The following is a 22,835-nucleotide window of genomic DNA, read 5'->3' as shown; positions in this document are numbered from 1 at the left end:
ATTGTCGGCGCTCTGTAGCTTAAAAACTGTCAATAAAGTTACAGTGTTGGCGTGAATGGCCGCGAATAAAATTAAAAGTGTCTAGTAATACGGAAGTACATGGTGATCGATAAGCGCGAAATCTTAGCCACCAACCCGCTGTTGTCAGGTCTACCTGCCGACGTGGTTGAAGAATTAATGGCCGTGAGCGTAGTAAAACAACTTGCCGATGGCGAGTGTGTTTATGCGCAGGGTGATGATGGCGACGGCTTGTTTGGTGTGGTACAAGGTCGTATTCGGCTTAGTAATAGCAGTCGCGAGGGCAAAGAGCTGTTAGTGATGCTGGTTGAACCCGGTGACTGGATCGGCGAAGTGTCGCTGCTAGACGGTTTGCCGCGCAGTCTTGATGCTTTCGCCATGGGGGACTGCGCGGTATTATTTTTACCCCGAACACGATTCGATGCCCTATTAAAAGCCAAGCCCGAGCTATATCAATATTTTATCCCCATGCTGTGTCGCAAATTGCGCTTGGCCTTGAGTTACGTAGAAGGAGTGGCGTTATTCCCCTTACCTGCGCGCTTGGCTCAGCGTATTTTGGAGTTGTTGGCCTTCTATGGCGTGAACGATGATAAGCCCGGTATGTTGATTGATGTGCATCTTCCCCAAGAAGACTTAGCAAAAATGCTAGGGGTTTCTCGGCAGGCCATCAGTCGCGAGCTAAAGCGGTTTGAGTCAGAGGGGATTATCCAGCTTGCCTATGGGCAATTGCGCGTTATGGATGAAGTGGCATTGCAGCGTGAGTTGGAGCAGGCGTAAGGGAGTAGTCGGCTTTAGTTATTGTGGGGCCTGGGGATTACAGAAGAATTGTATTTTTTTGAAAAAACTATTCCATTTGGCGTCGCCATATAAATAAACTATTAAACTCCTGTGCGACAGTCTAAATAGAGCGTATAGTGGGTAGTTGCCGTTCCCATGTGTTAATTCGACACGGCTCACATCTTTATCCTCCATATTACGATTCTGTTTGTTGACACGCGAATAGGGTCGATTCATAGCACCTGCTGTTTTCGCTTTTCGATCTTTATGCGAATAACTCAGATTTTTGGCGTAACTCTGTTTTTATTAGCAGCGAGATGCTGCGCGTTTTTTTTTAGCGTGATGTAGGTGCTTCCTTAGTTTGTACTTATTTCTAGGAACGCCATGATTAGCAATAACGAAGAACCTCAATACGTACAGCCTAGTATTATTTCTTTTGTAAAAGATCTCCCTAATGTGTGTTCTCTTGCCGGCTTGGCATGCACGATTCTAGCAATTTATTTCAGCATTCTTGGCGTTTTCTATGCTGCGATGATTGGCATGATATGGGCCGTTGCGTTTGATTGGGCCGATGGCTTGGTGGCGCGAAGGATGAAGGGGCGCACGGGGAGCGACCGCATTTTCGGTGGTCAACTCGACCTAGTTATCGACATAGTGAGCTATGGTGTAACGCCTGCGGTTTTGCTGCTTAGCTTCGGTGTTTTTGATCCGATATTTCTGCCGGTAGCCTTTATCGTGCTTGCTGCCAGCGCAATACGTTTGAGCTACTTCAGCACTTTTGGCTTGTCTGATGAGTCGAAGTACACAGGACTGGCCCTAGATAACAACAATATTATTCTGGTTTCGATATTTCTTTTAGAAAGTATTCTGCCTATTGGAATATTCTCAGTTGTGCTTTATGCCAGCGCATTGGGACTCGCTGCGTTGAATGTGTCTGAAATTAAAACCCCTAAGCTTTCTGGTAATCCGAGAAATGTTGTTCTGCTTGCATGCTACACGCTAGGAATAACGGCAATTTACACTTGGAAGATTTTGTCGTGAGTATGTAGATTCGCAAAAACTGCCGTTAAAACGGCGCTAATATTTATTTTATGAGGAATTAAATAACATATGATTGTATATACCGTAGGAACGTTTGATTTGTTACACGTGGGACATCTTGCTTTACTGCAGTACTGTAAATCCTTGGGTGGTGTGTTAGCTGTTGGTGTTGCGTCAGATCGTGTGGTGAATTCATATAAACCTAACGTACCTGTTATTCCTTTAGAACAAAGGATGGAAATGCTTAGGGCATTGAGCTGCGTGGATATTGTGCGGTTCTACGATGAGCTTGAGTATGTGTCGGGCTGCAAAGAGGTGAATGCAGATATTTTCGTGATTGGCGAAGACTGGGGAAATAAACCCCATAATCTCGCAGTAGAGTCGTATTTGAAATCAGCCGGTAAGCAGATCAAACAAGTGCTTTATAATCCCCGCACCTCATCAACCACAATAAAGAAAAACGTGGTGGCTCAAACTTATAATGTAAGAAGTTTAAAAATGGCGGTTGCCTAGCGGTATTTACTGCGAGTGTCTTATAGGCTTACTCGCAGATCTAAGAAAACAGAATAAATGGTGCCATGGTTATATTGCCGTCGTTAACGGCGACGTTAGCTGGGGTTTTAATGGCCATGCCTATTCTGATTTCACTTGAAAATAGACCCATAGCGGGTAACCAGACCGGATTTTTCTGTGCCATTGCGAGCAGCTAGATATGAGTGTGTAGGCTGGCTAATACTGGTTTTTAAAAATTACTGATCCTCTGGGTGCAATAGAGATTTTATTCGTCCTCCGTTTAATGTCGCAATTAATTCTGTTCGGCTTCTAACGCCAAATTTCTGGTAAATTCGTCTAAGATGGTTTTCTATCGTGTAGTTGGATAGCGATAGGGTGCTCGCAATTTGCTTGTTACTTTTGCCTTGCACGATTTCAAAAACCACTTGTTGTTCCCGTGGGCTTATATCCGGCGCGATGTCTTCCATGTTATGCAATGACGATTCTGTAATACATTCTGTACGTAAGGCATTGATAGAGCTTTCTAATATATAGTCGCTACTATCGGACATCCAGTCCTCCATGGCAGACAAGGATTGCTCTACGCAAAGATTTTTTCGTTCCTGTAGCATCTGCATGCCAATGATTAAGTGTAGGTTTTTGCTTAGCCGGTGAATCATGCATGCTGTTTGTCGGTAACCGTAATAGCCAAGCCCTCGCCAATATATATCGCTAGGGTCTGATTTGGCGGGAAGATTATGCTTTATATCATTTTCCTTTATTTTTACTTTCACGGCGGTGGCATCTAGAGTCTGAGGCTCTGCCATTTTTTGTAGAAAGGAGTCGACTTTATATAGGCGAAGCCGGTAGTCATCCATGGCTTCAACTTTGGTGTGGCGTTGGTATAAAAAACTAATCGCCTTGTCGTCATTCTGGCGCTTGTCAAAAATAAAAAGTGATATGCCATCGGCCTTTGAGCGATTGAGCACTCTTTGAGCGTGGCTGTGGTTACTCATTTCAAAATTATTATTATTCATTGCGTAATACCTTTTTATTTACCTAAGGTTAATCGCCTTAGATTACGCGTCAATACGTACTTATGGCTACATTTGAAAATGTCATTACGGTTGTCGGATTGATCCGATAATGACCACTATTTTGCTCCTAATCCGTTCGAAAAAATATGACGGATTTCCGTCTATATACGTTCTCTGTGCCTATTGCTACCTTGAACACAGTCCTGATAAGTGTGAATGTCTGCCAATCAATATAAGCCCATGGCGTCTGAAACCCTAATATTTGGCGAAATAACTCTAATGCATCGCGAGCGAATAATCTTAGCAGTTCTGTACGACACGGGCATCTCGTGTGATTTCTACAGGGTCAAACTGCATTAATCTGAGGGTAGTACATGAATAAGTATTTTACTAAACGTCCTATTGCCATAGGCATTGCCAGTGCGGCAATGTTTGCTGCAAGTAGTTACGCTGCGCCGGTGCTCGAAGAGGTCATTGTCACGGCCAATAAGCGCGCCGAAAACATCAATGATGTTGGTTTATCTATTTCTGCCGTCAGTGGTGATCAAATGTCTGAGCAAAAGCTCAGCTCACTGGAAGAAATCTCGTCGGTGGTGCCAGGCTTAGTATTTTCGTCCAGCACCTCAAATACGCCTATCTTTACGTTGCGTGGCATTGGGTTTAATGAGCAGAGTTTGGGGGCATACCCAGCGACAAGTTTATATATAGATGAAGCGCCGATGCCGTTTCCCGTTCTGGCCAGTCATGCTGCGTATGATTTGGAGCGTGTGGAGGTGTTGAAAGGCCCGCAGGGAATTCTGTTTGGGCAAAACTCTACTGGCGGTGCTATAAACTTTATCTCTGCCAAACCCGGACAAGAGTTTGAGGCGGGCGGTGACGTTTCAATAGGTAACTATGCTAGAAAAGAACTCAATGGATTTGTTAGTGGGCCGTTAAGCGATACCGTTGGCGCGAGACTGTCGATGACATCTTTACAGGCGGACGAGTGGCAAAAGAGTTCTTCTAGAAATGATAAGAATGGTGCGCAGGATTACTTTGCCGGTCGCTTGATTGTTGAATTTAACCCCACTGACCGTTCTGCCTATATGTTTAATATAAACGCTTGGCAGGATGATAGTGACCCGCAAGCGCAGCAATATATAGCGTATAACCCAGCGATCACGGTAGATGGCGCAACAGGTAATCCGCCGGGTACATTGGCGGCAATTAATGCGCAGAAATTTAGTGCTGAAGATACCGAAGCCGCTGATTGGTCTGCCGAGACGCCCCCTTCTTCTGCGCGAGACTTTTATCAGCTGGTCGCACGTGGCGACTGGGATCTTAGCGATGAGATGACGCTAACGGCGTTGACTACCTATCAGGAATTTGAACAAACGCAGGATACTGATGGTGATGGCTTACCCTTGGTTTTATTCGATTTAGCGGACAGCTATGGCGAAATTGACACTTGGATTAGTGAAATTCGTTTGTCCTCGGTTAATGCGACCACTAAGTGGGTTGTCGGTGCCAATATCGAGGAAAGCAATACCGCCGAAGATCAAACCCTTAGGTATATTGACTCTACCAACTACACCGATCAAAACGCCTATATAAATACCAGTGGTATTTCCTTGGCGCAGGACATTTCAACGTATGCGATGTTCGGCAATCTTGATTACAGTCTAACAGATCAGCTTACGCTCAAGGTCGGTGCACGATATACAGACTCAAGCATTAAGGTGAATAGCTGTAACTACGCGGCGCCAAATATGACAGGCGCTATTGACGCGGGTGACGGCGCAAACACTGCAACTTTATTTAATAGTCTTGGTAATGCGCTGGGGACGGTACCGTTCACGCCGATTGGTATTAATGGCTGCTATACGCTTAATGATAATGGTGTTCCTGGCGATCCTTACGTCGATGGGTTAAGCGAAGATAATGTCTCTTGGCGCCTAGGTGCAGATTATGGTCTTAGTGACGACACATTGGTTTACGTCAATATATCTAAGGGCTATAAGTCCGGAAGTTATCCCGCACTCGCAGCAGCAAACTTTTTTCAGTTAGATCCGGTAACTCAGGAATCTGTTCAGGCCTACGAAGTGGGTGTTAAAAGCTCTTTGATGGACAATAGGGTTCAGCTCAATGGTGCTGCTTTTTACTATGACTACAAAGACAAGCAGTTAAGAACCAAAATCTTAGACCCTATTTTTGGCTTCCTTGACACTCTGGACAATGTTCCAAAAACTGAAATTTACGGTTTTGAGACAGATATAACCGCGCAGGTAACAGAAGGTCTTCGCTTAACGGCCGCGCTTACCTATTTGCAGTCAGAGGTTAAGGATTACAAAGGCGTTAGCTTTACAAGCGAAGCAATTAGAGACGGCAGTGGTGCCTTGGTGTTGGCAACGGGAGAAGAAGATTTCTCTGGAGATCCCATCCCGTTTACGCCAGAGCTAACGTACATGCTCGATGCTGAGTATACGATGGCGCTCAGCGGTGGCGCAGAAGTTTACGCTGGCGTAAATCTCAACGGTCAGTCGGAGTCCGATGCCGCGTTTGGTGGTAATCGCTTGAGTTATACATCTTCGCAACAAGCGGGCGGCGCTAGAGCAATCAAAGATAAATTTAATGAGATGGACGCTTACAGTGTTGTTAATGCGCGCATGGGCTACCGTTCTGACGATGGCACATGGCGTGTGACGCTATGGGGCAAGAATATCCTTGATGAGTACTACACGACTAACGTCATAGCCTCTTCAGATACCTCAGCTCGTCTTACCGGTCGGTCTAGAACCATTGGACTAACGGTCGGTTACTCATATTGATACCAACTTAAGTTTAGACCCAGAAGGCCTCCCACTGGCGGTGCTCAAATAGTTCGAGTGCCGCCCTTTTTAACGGCTTCCTTATATACGCTTAGCGAGGAGACGAATAATGACCGATTACACAACAGAATATCTTAGCGAAAATATAGAACGGTATATTCCAAACCCAGATATTTACAAATGGAATCAAAGTTACTATTTCAATTTTTACGACAGAGAACAAAAAACCGGCGGATTTTTTCGTATCGGTATTCTGGAAAATGTTGGTGAGATAAATTGCTTCGCCATATTTTTTAAAGACGGCAAGCCCCTGTTTACTCGAATCAATATGAATCTGCCGTATACGGCAGAACGTTTAGATCCTGGTATTACCGTCGCCGGTATTACTATGCGTGCAACGAAATCGCAACAAACCGCAATCGTTAAAATAGAAGCTGATGATTTTAATGCAGAATTGGAGTGGGATTTAATTCACCCTATGGGTGACAGCATTGCCCTTAGTAAGTGCGGTGAGGACGATGCCATTGCCAAGGAGCTAACCTATGTTCATCCCGAAGGATTTTGTCGAGTGGTTGGCGACATCCATCTTCGTACTGGCGAAACTATTCATATTAACGATAAAGGTTTTCGTGACCTGAGTGTTGGCCCACGAAATTGGACGGGTTTGATTCATTATCGACTCGCTTGGCCTATTTTCGATAATGGTATTAGCTGCGTGGCAGTACACGGAATTACCACCCACGGTGACAGCTATCAAAAAATATTACATGACGGTGAACGCTGGTTGACCTTAGAGAAAGTCGAAGAAACCATTACCTATGAAGACGACGATATCGGCTTCAAACACGTGCATTGGAAGGTTTGGGATGAAAGCGGCAAGCTCTACGAATTTACTGGTGTTCCCTTATTCCGTTGGCAGTTTCCCTACGACTCTTTCATGTTTGTTGAGCAGATGATGGAGTACACCATGGCTGATGGCACCAAAGGCTATGGTATGGGGGAGGGTGGATTTAGCTTTCCTTGGCAGGGAAATGGCAACTAATACAGCGGTGAAATCAGGTCTAAGTACCTCAGGCAGGTAGATAATGGATATGAAAATATCAGAAATTAGTAATACGCTCATTGAGCCGCGCATGGCCTATATTCTGGAGCGTAAACTGCGCCGCAGTAAATTGGGCCCCTACAAACCTAAAACGGCGGCGGAAATTGAGCAAAGTTTAAAACAGTTATTTGAAGCCGAAGGCATGAGCGAGATCGCCATTAGCGGTGTTAAGCGTATGACTGGTGGCGCGTCTAAAGAACAGTTTCTTTTCCAGCTACAGCACAGCGGTCTCGCGGCCCCCCAAGGCTATGTGCTACGTATGGACCCCCTTGAGGGTATTGTAGAAACCTGCCGCTTACGAGAAGCCGAGCTACTTCAGGCGCTAGCTGGCAGCTTTCCGGTGCCAGAGATCTTAACGGTTGACGCCGAAGGCGGCTTGCTGGGTAGCCCCGGTTTAATCACTGGTTTTGTGTCTGGCGTAACCAAGCCGACGAGCCAAGAAAGTCAGAGTGTTTCTGGCATAGGCTCTAGCTACGGTCATTACGCAGAGCTTATTGCTCCACAATTTTTGGATATTTTGGTAAGGCTTCACGCTTGGCAGGGCTGGACCGGTGCCTCGCTACCAAACTACGTTATTCCCAAAAGAAACAGCACAGAAGCAGCGCTATACCAAGTTAATTTATGGGCTCAAACATGGCGGCAAGACTGCGTTGAGCCGGTGCCAATGATCACTTTAACTCAGCACTGGCTTCGCGAGAACGCCCCTGTTTGTGAAGAGCCTTGCCTAGTTCATTGCGACTATCGTGTTGGCAACTTCATGTTCGAGGAGCCTTCTGGTCAAATCACCACCATTCTCGATTGGGAGTTAGCACACTTTGGCGACTTTCATGAAGATCTCGCGTGGATACTGCAAAAGCTCTTTGGCACATGGAATGCGCAAGGCAAGTTTTTAGTGTGTGGTTTAATGGAAAGAGAAAAATTTATTTCGGAATATCAGCGTCTGTCTGGCCGTGAAATTAAGCCCGATGTTTTGCGTTACTACGAAGTACTTAATGCTTGGAAGTGCGCGATCATGAATTTATCCAGCGCCATTATTGCCGGCCAGCGCGCAAACAATCACCAAGACTTGCTTATCACCTGGTTGGGCTCAGCTGGCGCAGTATTCTTAGATCAGATTGAAATGTTAATCAGAGAGGAGTTGCCAAATGTTGCCTGATATTTCAAACAGAATTAATAATCTCAGCAAGGCATTGGAAACGGTAATTATGCCGGCGATTCCTACCGACAATAGTTTTGCCGCCGAGCAAGCTGCACTGATGCTCGGTCATCTAAAAATGCTTGATCAGCAATGGGATTTTGCCTATTTGTATGAGAAAGGCTCATTCGATAATATGCTCGCGCTGGCAACTAGGCTCCAGCAGCTAACGATGGGTGGTACTGAAAGTAAAGGCGCTGCAGCACAAATAGGCGCACTGCTAGCTTCGCTGCCAGAGATACTTCCTCTTACGGTTAATACGGTTAACGACCTGACTAAAAGTCTAGGTGCTGCCGTTGATAAACTGATTGCTGCCGCATATAAGGATGGTAGCGCTGAGTTTAAAGTCGTGATGCTCAATAGCGTTCTTGATTACAATCATATTCAGTGTACGAGGGAGCGAACGTGGTTTAAGGCTAATAACCTCGACCCAGATGTGAGGGACTTGCCGTCAATGGACGAGATGCTAAGTTCAGAGAAATTTAGTTATTTTGCAGCATGTGATGCTAGTTGATGTTGAGCGCGGGAAAGAGTGATTCTTGTATAGCCGGCTAGCATTAGATGTGTAGAGGGGCGCCATGTATTGGCACGCCCTCTACACTTTTTTACTCTTTTTAATGCCTTTGGTATGGGCATTGTTGAGTGGTGAGCATTGGTTTAGAAACTATAGACCACGGTAACCGCCGTTTCTCGATCCATATGCACGGTGTCGTTCGGCACAATTTCATTGTATTCCATGGTGTAGCTAATCTTTAAACCTAGGCCGCCAACAATCTTTGTTTTCAGGGACGTAATCGACTTTGATACGGTGTTTTCGTCGCCGTTCTCTACGGTCAGTTTTTGTTCGAAGGTTGCAGTTTCAGATAGTGCCCATGCGAAGTCGGTCGACATGCGCAGAATTGCTTCAGTGATTTGACCGTCGCCGGCATCGCTGGCGGTTTCAAATTCGCTGACGCGAACACCGGGGCCGACTTCTGCATCCCAAGTGAATCGGTCATTTTTTAATAAGCGTCGACCGTAACCGCCAGCCACGGTGGCTTGATAGACAAAGCCGCTAAAGCGATCTTTGTCGCCAGAAGCATAGCCGAAGGTATAGTTGAACTCGCTGAAATCATAGGCGAGGCGATTGCTTATAAAATAGCGTTCTGCAGACCTTACACCGGTAGTTTCGCTATTTTGAGCTTCGGCTGCGATGTCGTAAGTCCATTGGCCATTGCTGCGTTTGGCATTTGCTTTGCCGATAACGCTAGACTCCTCGGTATTACCTTCTTGTTGGTAATAGCCGAATTCAATGTCACCTTTCCAGAGCTTGTTTGCTGCGTCCTGTGCAAATGCACCGTTGGCTGCCACGGTGGCAGCGACAGCTACCAGAGTGTTATTAAGATAATTCATTGTGTCCCTTACTTGGAAATTAATATAAAAATTAGGTTTTTGTTGAGAGTGCACGGCATCGTGCACTCTCAAATTGATTACTGCTGATCAGTGTCTTCTCTGTGAAAGTGCACATCCATTTGTGGGTAGGGTATGCCTACGCCGGCTGCGTCAAATTCATTTTTAATGTCTTCGGTTAGCTTCCATCGTGTTGCCCAATAGTCTGCAGTTGCGACCCATGGGCGGCAAATTAAGTTCACGGAAGAGTCACCTAATTCCGACACTGCGATAGTTGGTGCAGGGTCTTTAAGAATACGCTCATCGGCATCAACCAATTTTTTTAGAATGTCTTTGGCAATACGCATATCTGCGTCATAAGAAATGCCAACGATTAAATCAATGCGGCGGCGGGGCATCACGCTGTAATTAGTAATGGCATCTGACATGACTTGTGAGTTAGGAATAACAATGCGTTTGTAATCGCCTGTCAGCAAAATAGTAGAAAACAGACTGATGCTTTCTACTGTGCCAGAGCAGCCGCCTGCATCAACCCAGTCGCCAACGCGGCAGGGACGAAAGGCAATCAGTAGTACGCCTGCGGCAAAGTTTGCTAAAGACCCCTGCAGTGCTAAACCAACGGCTAAACCGGCGGCACCCAAGGCAGCAATGACGGAGGCGGTTTGAATACCAGCGTGGCCTAGCGCTGGTATAGCGACTAAGGCGAAGAGTATGCAGAACACCAGTTTGACAATAAAGTTAGTGAGGGTGGCATCAATGGCGCGTCTTGCCATGGCTTTACGGACAAGCCCAGAGGCAAATTTAGCGACCCAGTAGCCGACCAATAACATTGTTAGCGCAGTGGCTGCGCGGAGTCCGATGGCGGTAGCATCTGGGGCATATTGTGCGATTAATTCTTGTACTGCTTTGGAGTCCATAAATATCTACCCTGATGGCGTGTGTGGGGTGAATGTGATGTTTGCTACGAAATTTGACGATCAGCGGATGAATTCAGAGACAATTATAAACACGGAGCAGGCGCCAACCACAATGGCAGCAGGCCTAAATGGCCTGCGTGGCAGACGAGGTTATAGTAAGCAGGGGCGTGTGGAAGATAATTAGAAAGGCCACGTTGTCGATTCTGCGCCGCCGTCAACTTCGATGATTTTACCGGTCACCCAGCGTGCCGCAGGTGACGCTAAGTACAGTGCTGCAGCGGCGATATCCTGTGGTTCCCCTAGTGCTTTCATGGGGGTGAGTGCCGTCATTTTTTCTTGAATCTCGTCATTAAGATACTGACCTAAAGCCTCTGTAAGTATGGTGCCGGGGGAAATGCCGTTTACGCGAATGCTGGGGGCGAAGTCTGCCGCAAGCAATTTGGTGAGCTGCTCAAGGGCGGCTTTTGCTGTGCCGTAGCTACTGAATCCAGCCTGTGAGTAGCGCGACGAGGCAGAAATAATATTGATTACCTTGCCCTTGTGTTGAGTTAAATATGGATGGCAGAGGCGGGTAAGGTTAAAGGCGCTGGTGACATTAAAATTAAAATCGCGATTAAAGGTTTTGGCAGAGGTCTTAAGTGGATCATTGGGATAAGCGCCACCGGCATTGTTGACCAATATGCTGATTTTGCCAAAGGTTTCGATGCTTTTATTTACTAGCGTTTCAAGGGCGTTTTCATCGCTGACGTCACAGGCAAAGGCAATAGCATTTGCGGCACTATTTGGGTGGTGTTCGCGCAGAGCGGCATTGCAGAGAGCCGCACTTTCATCGATGTCGGCTTGGGTTCTGGCGGCGCAAATAACCGACGCGCCGGCTTCTGCAAAGGCGATGGCGATGGCACGGCCAATGCCACGTCCAGCGCCACTGACTATTGCAACTTCGTCGTTGAGTAAAAATAATTGCTGAATATTCATGGGTTTGTCCTAGCGGTAAAGGCATGTAGTTATTTTGATTTTTAGTCTCGCTAGGGGTGCTGCCGCGGTCAATGACTAAATCGGTCTTTGCGGTGACGTTTTAGGTGTTCGTCCCAGATGGAGGAATTTATAGACATAAAGTCTTTTAATGATAATGATTATCATTTAATATCTCCAGCATAAAGATAGATGAGGAGGTCAATATGGCGATGCAGTTTTTATGTTCTACCCATCGGCAGCAGTTAAAGCGTAGCAGGGTTGTGGCGGAGAACCGCTGGGATGAATGGATGGAGGCGGGGCGCGAAGCCTTTGCACAGCGCGATTGGCAGGCGGCACTGAAATATTTGGGCTGTAGTTTTGAATTGAGCGAAATGCTCCTGAATAGCGAGGCACTACCTACCCTTAGTAATGTCGATCGTTATATGGTGTCGGGCCATTTTTTGGCAGAGTGTTTTGGGCGCTGTCATGATCGCTGCTTGCAGCGTCACTGCCTACTGGCGGTGCATCATCACTTGTTGAAGGTGTTGCGCAGCCCGCAAGGTCGCGGTTTATCACTGCAGCGTAATGTCGAGATTTCTCTGCAGATGTTGTCTCGACACTATGAGGCCGCTGGCGAAGAAGAGATGCTGCAAGCCTGTTATCAAGAAAGTATGCGATTGCTAAAACACAGCTACCATTAATGTGTGTTTGGAAGTTGCGGCTGTGCGTATTGGGCTAGACTTGCTATGCTCAAGATGAACATAGTGGAGAGCAGCAATGGATCCAAAACACTTGCATGAACAATTAAAACAGCTTCAGATCGAAATAGATGCGCTAACCGTTGACGATGGAAATAGAGCGAAATTACACGCCTTGGTCGATGATATCGACCGTGAACTAGGCGTTGGCCCTCAGTTTGTACTTGAAGATACCAATTTACAGGATCGGCTAGACGAATTGGTTTCCAGCTTTGAATTAGAGCATCCAACAGTTGCGGGTATTTTGAAGGATATTATGGTGAAGCTCGCCAGCATTGGCGTTTAGCTTGCTATTTGATGTGTATATCTACTGACTGGTCAAATGATGCAAACGACTTAGGTGAGCGGTGACGAGCTTTAGTCTTTTCCAAGGCGATATTTGTACTCTGCCAGTGGACGCCATTGTGAATGCTGCGAATACCACTCTGCTTGGCGGTGGTGGCGTAGACGGCGCGATTCATCGTGCTGCGGGGCCAGAGCTATTAAATTATTGCCGGACCTTAAACGGCTGCGACACCGGCGATGCCAAAATCAGTCTGGGATACTTACTGCCGGCACAATATGTCATTCACACCGTTGGCCCAATTTGGCGCGGCGGTGCTGAGGGCGAAGCCGCGTTGTTGGCATCTTGCTATAAGCGCAGCCTTGAAATTGCCTGCCAATATGAACTTAAAACTTTGGCTTTTCCTGCTATTAGCTGCGGCGTGTACGGCTACCCCAACGACGCCGCGACGAAGCTTGCTATTGCCGCGCTATTAGATGGCTTAGAATCTAGCCAAAACACCCTTGAGAAAATTATTTTAGTGGCATTTAGCGACCAGATGGCAGGGCATTGGCAGGCAGCGCTGGCCTCCCATCACCTGAGCTGGACTCACTATTGAAGCCTGTGCATTCATGAATTGCTGTCGGCGCATTTAACTATTTCAGAGAATAGTATTTAGTTTTTAAAGGTTTGCTTCGGGCTCGCAGAACACCGCTCCGCAGCGGAGCTGGTGTTCAATGACGAAATGATGGGTATAAAGGTGAGCGGGTTTTTATGGCGCAGACACTTGAGTGATGGCGGCGCTTAAGGTTTCCGCTGTTTGCGGGCCGGTGAGGGTTGCTTTTACGCTGCCATCGGGACCGATGAGCAGGGTAGTGGGCAGAACTCTTGGGCGTGGAATACCTAATTGCGGTGCTGGATCGGCGAGCATCGAATCGAATTCGATTCCCATCTCTGCGATGGCGTCATGCAGAGCTTGGCCGTTTAAATTGTCGTAATTCACACCGTAGATTTCTACGTCGCTGCGATTGGTAGCGAAGGTGTTGAGTGCCGGAATTTCTTCGCGGCAGGGGCCGCACCACGTCGCCCAGTAATTGACTAGTAGCCATTTTCCTTGCGAAAAATTACCGCCATCGCCAGATACGGTGCCGAAATCGGGTTTACTGCAGGCGCCTAGGCTGGCTATAAATAGGCATAGAATAAAGCGCTGGATTGATCTATTCATTCGATTGCTCAATTGCGGGTCAGACGCGGCAGCGGGCGTGTATAATGCTCGCAAAGTAATGTGTAATAACCGTGTTAGACAGAGAGTGATATGCCTGAGTATACCATTTACCACAATCCGCGTTGTTCAAAGTCCAGACAAACCTTACAACTTTTGACCGACAATGGTGTTGAGCCAGAGATCGTTTTGTACCTTGAAACCCCGCCAAGCCCCACACAGCTTAAACAACTTTTGAACAAACTTGGGATTGGCGCCCGCGAGCTGCTGCGCAAAGGTGAGGCCGCATATAAAGACGCAGGCTTGGCCGATACGGCGCTGACGGAGGCGCAGCTTATTGCGGCAATGATCGCTGAGCCTAAATTGATAGAGCGCCCGATCGTGGTAAAAGCCGAGCAAGCCGTGTTAGGTCGCCCACCCGAGAATGTACTGGCCTTACTTTCTAAATAATCGTGTGAAGGATACATTCTGTGAGTCAAACTTACGTATTGGTGTTGTATTACAGTCGTCACGGCGCAACTGAAAAGTTGGCCCAGTATATTGCCAGAGGCGTTGAACAAGCGGGCCTAGAAGCGCGTTTGCGCACCGTGCCAGCGGTGTCGGCAGTCTGTGAGGCGACGGCGGATGATATTCCAGAAAACGGCCCACTTTATGCCAGTGAAGACGATCTTCGTCATTGCGCGGGTTTAGTGATGGGGAGCCCAACGCGGTTTGGCAATATGGCGGCGCCGTTAAAATACTTTCTGGACGGCACCTCAGGTCTGTGGATGAGCGGCGCCTTAATTGGCAAGCCGGCGGCGGTATTTACCTCTAGCGCCAGCTTACACGGCGGGCAGGAAAGTACGCTGCTGACCATGATGATGCCGTTATTACATCATGGCATGTTGATAACAGGCATTCCCTACAGCGAAGCCGCGCTAACTACGACGCAAACGGGCGGTACGCCCTATGGCGCTTCCCATGTTGCGGGGCAGAGCAATCGAGCCGTTGATGACACCGAGCTTGATCTTGCCGCTGCACTCGGAAAGCGCGTCGCGACCTTAAGCAAAAAATTGCAGAACTGAGAAGCATATGAACTCATTAGAAAAACGCACCGCATTTGCAGCCACGATGATGAAGTTAAGCTACATCGGCTTTTTAATGACCTTGACCTTAGGTACATGGGTGTGGGTGCAAGAAGGGCGTCAGCCCAGCATGACCATCTGGATAATTCGTGTAGTGCCCATGTTAATGTTTGCTCACGCGGTATTTAAATCACAGCTGCGAGGGATTGCGTGGATGTGTTTTGCAAGTTTGCTGTACTTCGTTATGGCCGTGACAGAGGCATTATCGTCGCTGGCAATTTGGTTTAACTATGTTGAATTGGCAATGGTCGTTATCTTATTTTGCAGTGCCACAGTGTTTATTCGCTGGCAGGCGGCATTATGGCGTGAAGTGACAGCGCAGAGGAATGAAACAGTATGAGTGATAATAAAAAACGCGGTTTTTTTTCTAAGCTCGGCGGCTTTATCGACGCAGCTAGACGCTGGACTTTAAATATTATTTTTCTGGTGATTGTTGGCGGTATAGCCATGGCAATCTTCAGCTCGGTGAAAGAAGTCTCGGTGCCAGATCGTGCGGTATTAGTGCTTGCGCCAGAGGGTGTTGTTGTTGATCAGCTATCTGCAGTAGACGCCTTTACTCAGCTCAGTGCTCAAGGTCTACCACAGGAAACGCTGCTGGCGGATTTGATTGAAGCAGTTAATTTGGCGAGTGACGACTCACGTATCGAAGTTCTACTCTTAAAGCTAGATGACCTAGATCATATTGGTATGAGCAAAACCTTGGAATTATCTGAGGCTATTCAGGGCTTTCGCGAAAATGGCAAAACAATTGTCGCAACGGCAAATCACTACAACCAAGATCAGTATTTGTTAGCGAGTTTTGCTGACCAAATATTTGTTCACAATATGGGCGGTGTGGGCATAGAAGGCTTTGCGGTTATTCGCAATTATTTTCGCGAAGCGATAGATAAATTAAAAATTCGTTTCCACGTTTTTAAAGTCGGCAATTTTAAATCTGCAGTAGAGCCTTTGTTGCGCAATGATATGTCCGATGCCGCTAAAGAGGCGAACAGAGCATGGCTGAATCAATTGTGGAGCTTGTACCGTGACACCGTCGTTGAGCGTCGCGGAATAAGTATCGGCAAGTTTGATGAGTATGTGAACCGTATTGACCACGTTATGACTGAGGTGGGTGGCGATGCTGCGCAAGCAGCCCTAGATTATGGCTTGGTAGATGGTATTGTCAGTCGCCCTGTGCTGAGAGAAATGTTAATTGAGCGCGTTGGCGAAAATGACGAAGGTAGCTTTCAGCAAAGTTATTTCCGAGATTACCTCGCATTGAATCGCAGTTTGTTAATCGAAGTGAAAGAGTCGGTTGGGATTATTGTTGCCAGCGGTAATATCGTTGATGGTGAGCGACCAGAGGGCAGCATCGGTGGTGATAGTTTAGCGAGGCTGATCCGTAAAGCCCGTCTTGACCAAGATATAAAAGCGGTGGTGTTGCGAATCGACAGTGGCGGTGGCTCCGCTTTTGCTTCAGAGGTGATTCGCGCTGAATTGCAAAAACTTCAAGAAGCCGGCAAGCCCTTGGTGGTGTCGATGGGCAGCATGGCGGCCTCCGGTGGATATTGGATTGCGGCGGGAGCCGATGAAGTGTGGGCAACCCCAGCAACCTTAACGGGTTCAATTGGTATTTTTGGTGCCTTTCCGACGGTAGATAATATGTTGCAGGATTTGGGCGTTAGCACAGACGGCGTAGGTACAACCGCGGTGGCGGGCAAGCTTCGTCCAGATTTACCCTTAGATCCTATTTTGGCCAGCGCAATTCAATCTGGTGTTGAATATGGCTACCGTCGCTTTATTAATATTGTTGCTAATGGCAGAAATAAATTAGTGGAGCAGGTTGAGCCCATTGCCGAAGGGCGAGTCTGGAGTGGCGTTGATGCCCAGCAGCTCGGCTTGGTAGATAAGTTGGGTGGTCTGCAGCAAGCCGTTAACTCTGCCGCGAGTTTGGTGGGGCTAGACCCTGCAGATACCCGCTTATTATCTTTACCGCTTAGCCCAGAAGAAGAATTGATGCGTATGCTCTTGGGGTCTGGCTTTGTGAAGACTGCGCTGAGTGCATCATCGCCATTGGTGTCAGTATTAAACAGCGTGCTACCGGCATGGCGGGATGTGTTAGCGCTTAAAGATAGTCGCGGCGTATACGCATATTGTCTGATGTGCGTGGCGCCCTGATAAATCCTATATCAGGCTCGAGCTTATGCCTTATCGCGCGTAGCTCGGCCTGGTTGGCTTTACTGTCTGGTGTATCTGTAATTTGCTAGGAACGGTTTTATGCTTGATGTGCAATATATCAGTATTTATATCGCGTGTAGTCCAAGCAAGGTTTACCAGTTTGCATCTAATCCTGAGAACTTACCGCGCTGGGCCGCTGGATTAACAAGTACTGAGCTTACTCGAGACGGCGACGTATGGGTTGCTGAAGCGCCCTTTGGGCGAGTGGCAATACGTTTCGCTGCGCAAAACCCCTTTGGGGTAATGGATCACGATGTTGAGCTTGAGTCGGGCACGGTTGTGAATAACCCCATGCGGGTTGTGAGTAATGGTGACGGCAGCGAGTTGGTCTTTACCCTGTTTCGGCGCGGGGCCATGTCCGATCAAGAATACGCCGCAGATAAAGCCGCCGTTGAGACGGACTTACAAACGCTTAAACGCATACTCGAGGCGTCTTAAGCGCCGTGGATTAAGCCCCTTCTTTTATTTACCTCCTTGTGCTGATGTTGCTGCGGGCCGTCTGTTTTATTCAGTGCTTGTACATATGTGTGATTGCTAACTATAATGAGAATCGTTGTTATTTGCGAAATTTAATAAGCCCAACTTAATGTGCTCAGACAGGGAGGAGCGATGACCACACCTAGCTCCGCCCACGGCGAGCAACTTCATACCTTATATAGCCATCATCATGGTTGGCTGTTTACCTTATTGAAGCGGCGATTAGGCTGTGCGGAAGACGCTGCTGATTTGGCGCAGGATGCCTTCATACGTTTATTACTTCGTCCTAAGGAGTTTGATAACTCTGGTGGGGCTCGGGCGTATTTGACGACGGTAGCCAAGGGATTATGTATTGACCTGTGGCGTCGGCGCGAGGTTGAGCAGGCGTGGTTAGACGCAATTGCCGCCAAGCCAGAGATGTTTGCGCCGTCTCCTGAGCACACGGTGATTGTTCTCGAAACGCTGTCTGACGTGAATCATATGCTGCGCTGTTTACCGCAAAAGGTTGCGAAGGCATTTATTTTTTCTCAGCTCGATGGTTTGACGTATAGGGAAATCGCGGTACGTCTTGACGTATCTGAGCGTATGGTAAAAAAGTATATGGCTCGAGCTATGTATGAATGCGCGGTCTTCGAGCTTGCTTCGGCTGACGAATTAATAAAATGAATGACGTTGATAAGGGGCATTGTCAGGCTGCAGTCAGCAAGCAGCACTTAAAGGAAGCTGCAGATTGGTATGCTGCGCTTGCCGATGAGGCGCTTGCTTCGGATATTAAACAGCAATGGCAGAGCTGGATTTCAGCTAGTTCTGCTCACGGCGAAGCATGGGCGCGCATTGAATCGGTCGCAAAGCGCTTTGATCAATTACGCAATGACGACACAGGGAGTCGTGCCCCAGCCAGTGAAACACTTCATAGTTTGCAAGAGCGGCGCGTAACAAGGCGGCGTACATTGAAAACCATGTTGGTGCTTGTTGGCATCGGCAGTGGTGCTTGGCTCACACTGCCTGAGTCGCCGTATTTGCAAATTGCTGACTACGCTAGCGCCAAAGGCGAAATAAAAGAACTCGCCTTAAGTGATGGTAGCAAGGCGTGGTTGAATACCTCCAGTCATATGGATGTGCACTACACCACTGAGCAGCGATTAATCCATTTACTAAGTGGCGATATATTTATCGATACTGCAGCGGATTCGAATCGCCCATTAATTGTAGAAACATCGCATGGCCGCTTGCGAGCATTGGGTACTCGTTTCTCGGTAGCAAAGGAACGTGGTCATAGTGTGCTAGCTGTTTTTGAAGGGCGAGTCGAGATAGATATTGGTCAAGGGCTGAGTCGTATTATCGAGACAGGTGAGCAAATTGCATTCTCAAAAGGGAAGTGGGGTGTCTTGCGCGGCGCTGATCCGGCGCGGCAGGCGTGGGTGAATCATGTTTTGCTAGCCAACGATATTCCTTTAGTTGATTTGATAAGCCAGTTGGAGCGCTATCGATTTGGTTATATTTATGTTGAATCAGAGGTGGCGCAAATGCGGGTGATGGGTTCTTTCCCGCTAGATGAGCCTGATGTCGCGCTAGAAATGCTGGCTGCTAGTTTGGATATCAGCATCGATAAGCCCACTCCTTGGTGGGTTCATATTCGATCTAAAAATAAATAGAAATTATTATCATTACTTTTCGTAATTGGTTCCCTTTTTGGTTGGCTTGTTCGGTAGATAGGAAGTAGACCCATATAAGCCATCTAAATAGGAGCACATGTTTGATGAACTTTGACCTTGCCCGCAGCGCAATACCGCTGGTTTTTGCCTCAGCGTTAGTCGCCTCGCCTCTTGCTGCGGCTCAATCCCCTAGCCCACAGAGCCAAGCTATGGCTCAGTACAATGTTCCTAAAGGTGATTTGTCGCAGTCGTTGACTGACTTCGCGCAGCAGGCGGGCATCCACCTTAGTGCTGCGGCGAGTTTAACCCGTGGTAAAAGTAGTTTTGGGGTGCAGGGTGACTTTACTGTTCCTCAAGCGCTCATGATTTTGTTGGCTGGCACTGGTTTAGAGGCAGAGGCCCAGCCAAATGGCAGCTTTCTAATTCAGTCAGCGCCGCAAGCTGAGGCGGCACCTCAGAATGAACTGATTACTTTAAAGAAGGTTGTGGTGTCTGCCGCGGGCTTCGAACAAAAAATTACTGATGCACCAGCCAGTATTTCGGTGGTGAACCGCGAAGAAATTGAGTCTCGCCCTTATACGACATTGCTAGATGTTGTGCGTGATCTTGAGGGGGTCGATATTGGCGAAACACGCGATAAAACCGGGCAAGGCACCATCAGCATGCGGGGGATGGGAGCAGACTACACTCTGATCCTCATTGATGGTCGTCGTCAGAATAACCACGGCGATATTTACCCCAATAACTTTGGTGGTAATCAGTTTAATCATATTCCGCCATTGGCCGCGATTGAGCGAGTAGAGGTTATTCGTGGCCCAGCCTCAACGTTGTACGGCGCCGATGCGCTGGGTGGTGTGATTAATGTGATCACTAAAAAAATCACCGACACCTGGGGTGGCGCTATTAGCTTTAGCCGAAGCTTTCAGGAAGGTGATGAGTTTGGTGAAGATTCAACCCTCGATTTTAATGTGCAGGGGCCGCTAATTCCAAATACCCTCGGTCTTGCTGTTCGTGGCAGCGTGTATGACCGCGATGCATCTAATCCTGAATATGCTTCGGTGCGTGATCCCGCCGGTAATTTACAAACTCGCTCGCTGGGCTTTGGCGGCGGTGGCAAGACGGTAGACAATACCAATAAAAGCCTGGGCTTTAGATTGAGCTGGACGCCAGACGACAAACAATCGGTGGTGTTTGATTACGATGTATCTGAGCAGGTTTACGATAACACGCCATCAGCAGACGGCAGCTTCCCATTGGGAACGGTAGACAGTGTCGATCAATTGTTTTCTAGTCGCCCTCGCGCTGGTTACGCAAAGGATCAGGAATTTACCCGCGACCAATGGTCAATAAGTCACGATGGTGATTGGAGCTTTGGTAGCAGCGCGGTGTCTCTTGCTTATATTGAAACGGCTAATAAAGGCCGAACACTGCCACTAACGGCAAGCGAGCGCCTTTTACAGAAGGAAATTTTTGAGGGCACTGGCGCGTACGCCGGTCTGAGTGAAAGCGAGCGGCGTGACATTATGGCGGCGGAATTCTTACCACGGCCCAAGCGGGAAATGGAAAGTCGCCAATATACCTTCGATGCGAAATTAGACATCCCCATTACTGATATGGCCGGTGATCATTTATTAGTTGTTGGTACCCAATATATTGACGGTGAGCTGGACGACGGTGTGTTTGGTATGGAAAGCGGTGGCGCGGGTGCCGGCGTGGTATCAGATTTCACTATGTATTCTTTGTTTGTTGAAGATAACTGGACGTTCATAGACCCGCTCACTGTCACCGCTGGTATTCGCTACGACGATCATAAACTATTTGGTAGTAACACCAGCCCAAGACTGTATAGCGTGTATTTATTGAACGACAGCTGGACTCTAAAGGGCGGCGTAAGCACGGGCTATAAAACGCCTAAAACCACTGATTTATTTGACGGTATTACAGGTTTCGGTGGACAGGGCACGAGTCCTTTTGTGGGCAACCCAGACTTGAAACCCGAAACCAGTATTAACACAGAGATTGCTGCATATTGGGAGGCGCCAATAGGTGGTCATAATTTTAATATCACCTTCTTTCAAAATGAGTTTAAGGACAAGATTACCCGTGGTGAAACAAACTTGTCCTGCTCCCAGACCGGTGGCGTGCGCCCTTGTGCAAATCTAGGTGCGTATGAGCAATTGAATTACACCAGCTATGCGCAAAACATTAATATTGATAAGGCTGAAATCCAAGGCTGGCCGCTATTATATTTCGCCTGCATTGGTGCTGCGTGCTAACTATACCTACACCGATAGCGAGCAAACCAGCGGGGCTAATAAAGGCCAGCCTCTAACTAATACCGCTGAGAATATGGCCAATGCGACCTTGGATTGGCAATACAATGATCGTATGAATGTTTTTCTTACCTTAGAAGCGCGCTCTGATCGCTACCGTGGCGTGGGCACTTTGGGTGAACATTTATATTACGATGACTACGAAGTATTTCACCTAGGTGCTGCATTTAAAATTAATGAATCTGTGACCGTAAATGCTCGTATTAATAATTTGCTAGATCAGGATTTCACCAGCTACACCACGCGATTTAACGACGTGAACGGCGATGGTATTTATGATGCAGACGCTGATGGCGAAGTGGAATTTAGCGATGACTATAACAATAAAGATAAATCGCGAAACTTCTGGCTGAGCGTAAACGTGACGTTCTAACTAATACTTGAGAAGCAGGGGCAGTTTCTGCCCCTGCTTCTCAAGTGAAAGCCTCTAATGTGATTCCCTATTCACCGCCAAGTACAACCATTGTTATGGCAAGGGCGTATATATGACATCAGAAAATCTCGAGCTGCGTAAGGTCGGATTAAAGATCACCTTGCCTAGAATAAAGATATTTAAGCTCTTAGAAGCCATGAGTTTGCAACATCAGCATGTCAGCGCAGAGGATGTTTACCACCATTTTCTAAAGCGTGGTGAAAGCATCGGTTTGCCCACGGTGTACAGGGTGCTGACACAGTTCGAATCGGCAGGTTTAATTGTGCGTCGTCATTTAATTAAAGGGCGATCTGTGTTCGAGTTGGCAAGCGAAGATCATCACGATCATATAGTGTGTTTGGACTCTAGTGAAATTATTGAATTTAGGGACCATATAATCGAACGCCGCCAACAGGAAATCGCGCAGCAGCATAATGTTGAGTTAGTTGATCACACACTGGTGTTGTATGTGAGAAAAAGTCATTGACGAAAAGCCTAGGCAATTAATTGTGTTCTGAATGAGTTATAGAGACCTTTGCACGATAGTTATTTTGCCCTCTGGCAGCGTCGCCTAAGAGCGCCTACTTTTGGCAAAAACGTACTCAATCGGTCATTTATGGCATATAAACGCCCTCTTTCCGTGCGT

General features: G+C 47.5%; 26 protein-coding genes. 20 read left to right on the top strand and 6 right to left on the bottom strand.

Features of this window, described 5'->3' with window-relative positions:
* Nucleotides 1–102 precede the first annotated feature (102 nt).
* The 3 genes from GVJ32_RS08870 (at nt 103) to GVJ32_RS08860 (ending at nt 2,349) form a co-directional block, all read left to right on the top strand.
* A complete protein-coding gene (locus GVJ32_RS08870) occupies nt 103–795 on the top strand; it encodes a Crp/Fnr family transcriptional regulator (protein ID WP_159239691.1) in 693 nt (230 codons plus the stop codon).
* A gap of 384 nt (nt 796–1,179) precedes the next feature.
* Entirely contained in the window at nt 1,180–1,836 is a 657-nt protein-coding gene (locus tag GVJ32_RS08865) for a CDP-alcohol phosphatidyltransferase family protein (RefSeq protein WP_159239690.1), read from the top strand.
* A gap of 69 nt (nt 1,837–1,905) precedes the next feature.
* A complete protein-coding gene (locus GVJ32_RS08860) occupies nt 1,906–2,349 on the top strand; it encodes an adenylyltransferase/cytidyltransferase family protein (RefSeq protein ID WP_159239689.1) in 444 nt (147 codons plus the stop codon).
* Between the two features lie 40 nt (nt 2,350–2,389).
* Here GVJ32_RS08860 and GVJ32_RS08855 read toward each other — a convergent pair whose 3' ends face one another.
* Together GVJ32_RS08855 and GVJ32_RS08850 are read right to left on the bottom strand one after the other, a co-directional pair.
* Nucleotides 2,390–2,533: a hypothetical protein gene (locus GVJ32_RS08855; protein ID WP_159239688.1), complete on the bottom strand. Its 144-nt coding sequence runs from the start codon at nt 2,531–2,533 to the stop codon at nt 2,390–2,392.
* A gap of 52 nt (nt 2,534–2,585) precedes the next feature.
* Nucleotides 2,586–3,365, bottom strand: coding sequence for a response regulator transcription factor (locus tag GVJ32_RS08850; protein ID WP_159239687.1), 780 nt, complete (start codon nt 3,363–3,365; stop codon nt 2,586–2,588).
* Between the two features lie 374 nt (nt 3,366–3,739).
* On the opposite strand from GVJ32_RS08850, the gene GVJ32_RS08845 reads away from it, so the two are divergent.
* From GVJ32_RS08845 to GVJ32_RS08830, 4 genes are all read left to right on the top strand, one after another.
* Nucleotides 3,740–6,172 carry a TonB-dependent receptor gene (locus tag GVJ32_RS08845; RefSeq protein ID WP_159239686.1) on the top strand — a complete coding sequence of 811 codons (2,433 nt, stop codon included), beginning with the start codon at nt 3,740–3,742 and terminating at the stop codon, nt 6,170–6,172.
* A 109-nt stretch (nt 6,173–6,281) separates the two neighbouring features.
* Nucleotides 6,282–7,214, top strand: coding sequence for a DUF7064 domain-containing protein (locus GVJ32_RS08840; protein WP_159239685.1), 933 nt, complete (start codon nt 6,282–6,284; stop codon nt 7,212–7,214).
* Nucleotides 7,215–7,263: 49 nt separating this feature from the next.
* Nucleotides 7,264–8,430 carry a phosphotransferase family protein gene (locus GVJ32_RS08835; protein WP_235035096.1) on the top strand — a complete coding sequence of 389 codons (1,167 nt, stop codon included), beginning with the start codon at nt 7,264–7,266 and terminating at the stop codon, nt 8,428–8,430.
* Complete coding sequence (locus GVJ32_RS08830) at nt 8,420–8,983, top strand: hypothetical protein (RefSeq protein WP_159239683.1); 564 nt, start codon at nt 8,420–8,422, stop codon at nt 8,981–8,983. The genes GVJ32_RS08835 and GVJ32_RS08830 overlap by 11 nt, the downstream gene beginning before the upstream one ends.
* Before the next feature lie 143 nt (nt 8,984–9,126).
* Here the strand turns inward: GVJ32_RS08830 and GVJ32_RS08825 are convergent, their stop codons facing one another.
* The 3 genes from GVJ32_RS08825 to GVJ32_RS08815 form a co-directional block, all read right to left on the bottom strand.
* Nucleotides 9,127–9,861: a DUF481 domain-containing protein gene (locus tag GVJ32_RS08825; protein ID WP_159239682.1), complete on the bottom strand. Its 735-nt coding sequence runs from the start codon at nt 9,859–9,861 to the stop codon at nt 9,127–9,129.
* Between the two features lie 77 nt (nt 9,862–9,938).
* Nucleotides 9,939–10,775, bottom strand: coding sequence for a mechanosensitive ion channel family protein (locus tag GVJ32_RS08820; protein WP_159239681.1), 837 nt, complete (start codon nt 10,773–10,775; stop codon nt 9,939–9,941).
* Between the two features lie 180 nt (nt 10,776–10,955).
* On the bottom strand, nt 10,956–11,750 hold the full coding sequence (locus tag GVJ32_RS08815) for a glucose 1-dehydrogenase (RefSeq protein WP_159239680.1): 795 nt from the start codon (nt 11,748–11,750) through the stop codon (nt 10,956–10,958).
* Between the two features lie 203 nt (nt 11,751–11,953).
* Here GVJ32_RS08815 and GVJ32_RS08810 point away from each other — a divergent pair, with 203 nt between their 5' ends.
* The 3 genes from GVJ32_RS08810 (at nt 11,954) to GVJ32_RS08800 (ending at nt 13,368) form a co-directional block, all read left to right on the top strand.
* Nucleotides 11,954–12,430, top strand: a complete 477-nt coding sequence (locus GVJ32_RS08810) for a hypothetical protein (RefSeq protein WP_103683913.1) — start codon at nt 11,954–11,956, stop codon at nt 12,428–12,430.
* 76 nt (nt 12,431–12,506) lie between these two features.
* Complete coding sequence (locus tag GVJ32_RS08805) at nt 12,507–12,773, top strand: DUF4404 family protein (protein ID WP_159239679.1); 267 nt, start codon at nt 12,507–12,509, stop codon at nt 12,771–12,773.
* Between the two features lie 61 nt (nt 12,774–12,834).
* Nucleotides 12,835–13,368: an O-acetyl-ADP-ribose deacetylase gene (locus tag GVJ32_RS08800; protein WP_159239678.1), complete on the top strand. Its 534-nt coding sequence runs from the start codon at nt 12,835–12,837 to the stop codon at nt 13,366–13,368.
* 153 nt (nt 13,369–13,521) lie between these two features.
* Here GVJ32_RS08800 and GVJ32_RS08795 read toward each other — a convergent pair whose 3' ends face one another.
* A complete protein-coding gene (locus tag GVJ32_RS08795; protein WP_159239677.1) occupies nt 13,522–13,974 on the bottom strand; it encodes a TlpA family protein disulfide reductase in 453 nt (150 codons plus the stop codon).
* A gap of 90 nt (nt 13,975–14,064) precedes the next feature.
* Here GVJ32_RS08795 and arsC point away from each other — a divergent pair, with 90 nt between their 5' ends.
* From arsC to fur, 10 genes are all read left to right on the top strand, one after another.
* Nucleotides 14,065–14,421, top strand: coding sequence for an arsenate reductase (glutaredoxin) (gene arsC / locus GVJ32_RS08790; protein ID WP_159239676.1), 357 nt, complete (start codon nt 14,065–14,067; stop codon nt 14,419–14,421).
* A 20-nt stretch (nt 14,422–14,441) separates the two neighbouring features.
* Nucleotides 14,442–15,035: an NAD(P)H:quinone oxidoreductase gene (gene wrbA / locus GVJ32_RS08785; RefSeq protein ID WP_159239675.1), complete on the top strand. Its 594-nt coding sequence runs from the start codon at nt 14,442–14,444 to the stop codon at nt 15,033–15,035.
* A 7-nt stretch (nt 15,036–15,042) separates the two neighbouring features.
* Nucleotides 15,043–15,435, top strand: coding sequence for a DUF2069 domain-containing protein (locus GVJ32_RS08780; RefSeq protein ID WP_159239674.1), 393 nt, complete (start codon nt 15,043–15,045; stop codon nt 15,433–15,435).
* Complete coding sequence (gene sppA, locus GVJ32_RS08775; RefSeq protein WP_159239673.1) at nt 15,432–17,252, top strand: signal peptide peptidase SppA; 1,821 nt, start codon at nt 15,432–15,434, stop codon at nt 17,250–17,252. The genes GVJ32_RS08780 and sppA overlap by 4 nt, the downstream gene beginning before the upstream one ends.
* A 99-nt stretch (nt 17,253–17,351) precedes the next feature.
* Nucleotides 17,352–17,750: an SRPBCC family protein gene (locus tag GVJ32_RS08770; RefSeq protein WP_159239672.1), complete on the top strand. Its 399-nt coding sequence runs from the start codon at nt 17,352–17,354 to the stop codon at nt 17,748–17,750.
* A 171-nt stretch (nt 17,751–17,921) separates the two neighbouring features.
* Entirely contained in the window at nt 17,922–18,455 is a 534-nt protein-coding gene (locus GVJ32_RS08765; protein WP_159239671.1) for a sigma-70 family RNA polymerase sigma factor, read from the top strand.
* On the top strand, nt 18,452–19,444 hold the full coding sequence (locus tag GVJ32_RS08760) for a FecR domain-containing protein (RefSeq protein ID WP_159239670.1): 993 nt from the start codon (nt 18,452–18,454) through the stop codon (nt 19,442–19,444). The genes GVJ32_RS08765 and GVJ32_RS08760 overlap by 4 nt, the downstream gene beginning before the upstream one ends.
* 104 nt (nt 19,445–19,548) lie before the next feature.
* Nucleotides 19,549–21,720 (top strand): TonB-dependent receptor, encoded by a 2,172-nt coding sequence (locus tag GVJ32_RS08755; protein WP_286187609.1) that lies wholly within the window; start codon nt 19,549–19,551, stop codon nt 21,718–21,720.
* A complete protein-coding gene (locus GVJ32_RS18405; protein WP_286187608.1) occupies nt 21,707–22,150 on the top strand; it encodes a TonB-dependent receptor domain-containing protein in 444 nt (147 codons plus the stop codon). The genes GVJ32_RS08755 and GVJ32_RS18405 overlap by 14 nt, the downstream gene beginning before the upstream one ends.
* 112 nt (nt 22,151–22,262) lie before the next feature.
* Nucleotides 22,263–22,676 (top strand): ferric iron uptake transcriptional regulator, encoded by a 414-nt coding sequence (gene fur / locus GVJ32_RS08750; protein WP_159239669.1) that lies wholly within the window; start codon nt 22,263–22,265, stop codon nt 22,674–22,676.
* The last annotated feature ends 159 nt before the right edge of the window (nt 22,677–22,835 follow it).

The sequence above is a fragment of the Zhongshania aliphaticivorans genome, assembly GCF_902705855.1.
In the GTDB taxonomy this organism is placed as follows: Bacteria; Pseudomonadota; Gammaproteobacteria; order Pseudomonadales; family Spongiibacteraceae; genus Spongiibacter; species Spongiibacter aliphaticivorans_B.
The sequence above is the reverse complement of the archived record's forward strand: the minus strand, read 5'-3'. Positions and strand labels throughout refer to the sequence as shown.

Bases quoted from the DNA above. Each gene is read 5' to 3' on its own strand.
- GVJ32_RS08865 (WP_159239690.1), top strand. From the start codon at position 1,180: ATGATTAGCAATAACGAAGAACCTCAATACGTACAGCCTAGTATTATT.
- GVJ32_RS08860 (WP_159239689.1), top strand. From the start codon at position 1,906: ATGATTGTATATACCGTAGGAACGTTTGATTTGTTACACGTGGGACAT.
- GVJ32_RS08855 (WP_159239688.1), bottom strand. From the start codon at position 2,533: ATGGCACAGAAAAATCCGGTCTGGTTACCCGCTATGGGTCTATTTTCA.
- GVJ32_RS08850 (WP_159239687.1), bottom strand. From the start codon at position 3,365: ATGAATAATAATAATTTTGAAATGAGTAACCACAGCCACGCTCAAAGA.
- GVJ32_RS08845 (WP_159239686.1), top strand. From the start codon at position 3,740: ATGAATAAGTATTTTACTAAACGTCCTATTGCCATAGGCATTGCCAGT.
- GVJ32_RS08840 (WP_159239685.1), top strand. From the start codon at position 6,282: ATGACCGATTACACAACAGAATATCTTAGCGAAAATATAGAACGGTAT.
- GVJ32_RS08835 (WP_235035096.1), top strand. From the start codon at position 7,264: ATGAAAATATCAGAAATTAGTAATACGCTCATTGAGCCGCGCATGGCC.
- GVJ32_RS08830 (WP_159239683.1), top strand. From the start codon at position 8,420: ATGTTGCCTGATATTTCAAACAGAATTAATAATCTCAGCAAGGCATTG.
- GVJ32_RS08825 (WP_159239682.1), bottom strand. From the start codon at position 9,861: ATGAATTATCTTAATAACACTCTGGTAGCTGTCGCTGCCACCGTGGCA.
- GVJ32_RS08820 (WP_159239681.1), bottom strand. From the start codon at position 10,775: ATGGACTCCAAAGCAGTACAAGAATTAATCGCACAATATGCCCCAGAT.
- GVJ32_RS08815 (WP_159239680.1), bottom strand. From the start codon at position 11,750: ATGAATATTCAGCAATTATTTTTACTCAACGACGAAGTTGCAATAGTC.
- GVJ32_RS08810 (WP_103683913.1), top strand. From the start codon at position 11,954: ATGGCGATGCAGTTTTTATGTTCTACCCATCGGCAGCAGTTAAAGCGT.
- GVJ32_RS08805 (WP_159239679.1), top strand. From the start codon at position 12,507: ATGGATCCAAAACACTTGCATGAACAATTAAAACAGCTTCAGATCGAA.
- GVJ32_RS08795 (WP_159239677.1), bottom strand. From the start codon at position 13,974: ATGAATAGATCAATCCAGCGCTTTATTCTATGCCTATTTATAGCCAGC.
- arsC (WP_159239676.1), top strand. From the start codon at position 14,065: ATGCCTGAGTATACCATTTACCACAATCCGCGTTGTTCAAAGTCCAGA.
- GVJ32_RS08780 (WP_159239674.1), top strand. From the start codon at position 15,043: ATGAACTCATTAGAAAAACGCACCGCATTTGCAGCCACGATGATGAAG.
- sppA (WP_159239673.1), top strand. From the start codon at position 15,432: ATGAGTGATAATAAAAAACGCGGTTTTTTTTCTAAGCTCGGCGGCTTT.
- GVJ32_RS08770 (WP_159239672.1), top strand. From the start codon at position 17,352: ATGCTTGATGTGCAATATATCAGTATTTATATCGCGTGTAGTCCAAGC.
- GVJ32_RS08765 (WP_159239671.1), top strand. From the start codon at position 17,922: ATGACCACACCTAGCTCCGCCCACGGCGAGCAACTTCATACCTTATAT.
- GVJ32_RS08760 (WP_159239670.1), top strand. From the start codon at position 18,452: ATGAATGACGTTGATAAGGGGCATTGTCAGGCTGCAGTCAGCAAGCAG.
- GVJ32_RS08755 (WP_286187609.1), top strand. From the start codon at position 19,549: ATGAACTTTGACCTTGCCCGCAGCGCAATACCGCTGGTTTTTGCCTCA.
- fur (WP_159239669.1), top strand. From the start codon at position 22,263: ATGACATCAGAAAATCTCGAGCTGCGTAAGGTCGGATTAAAGATCACC.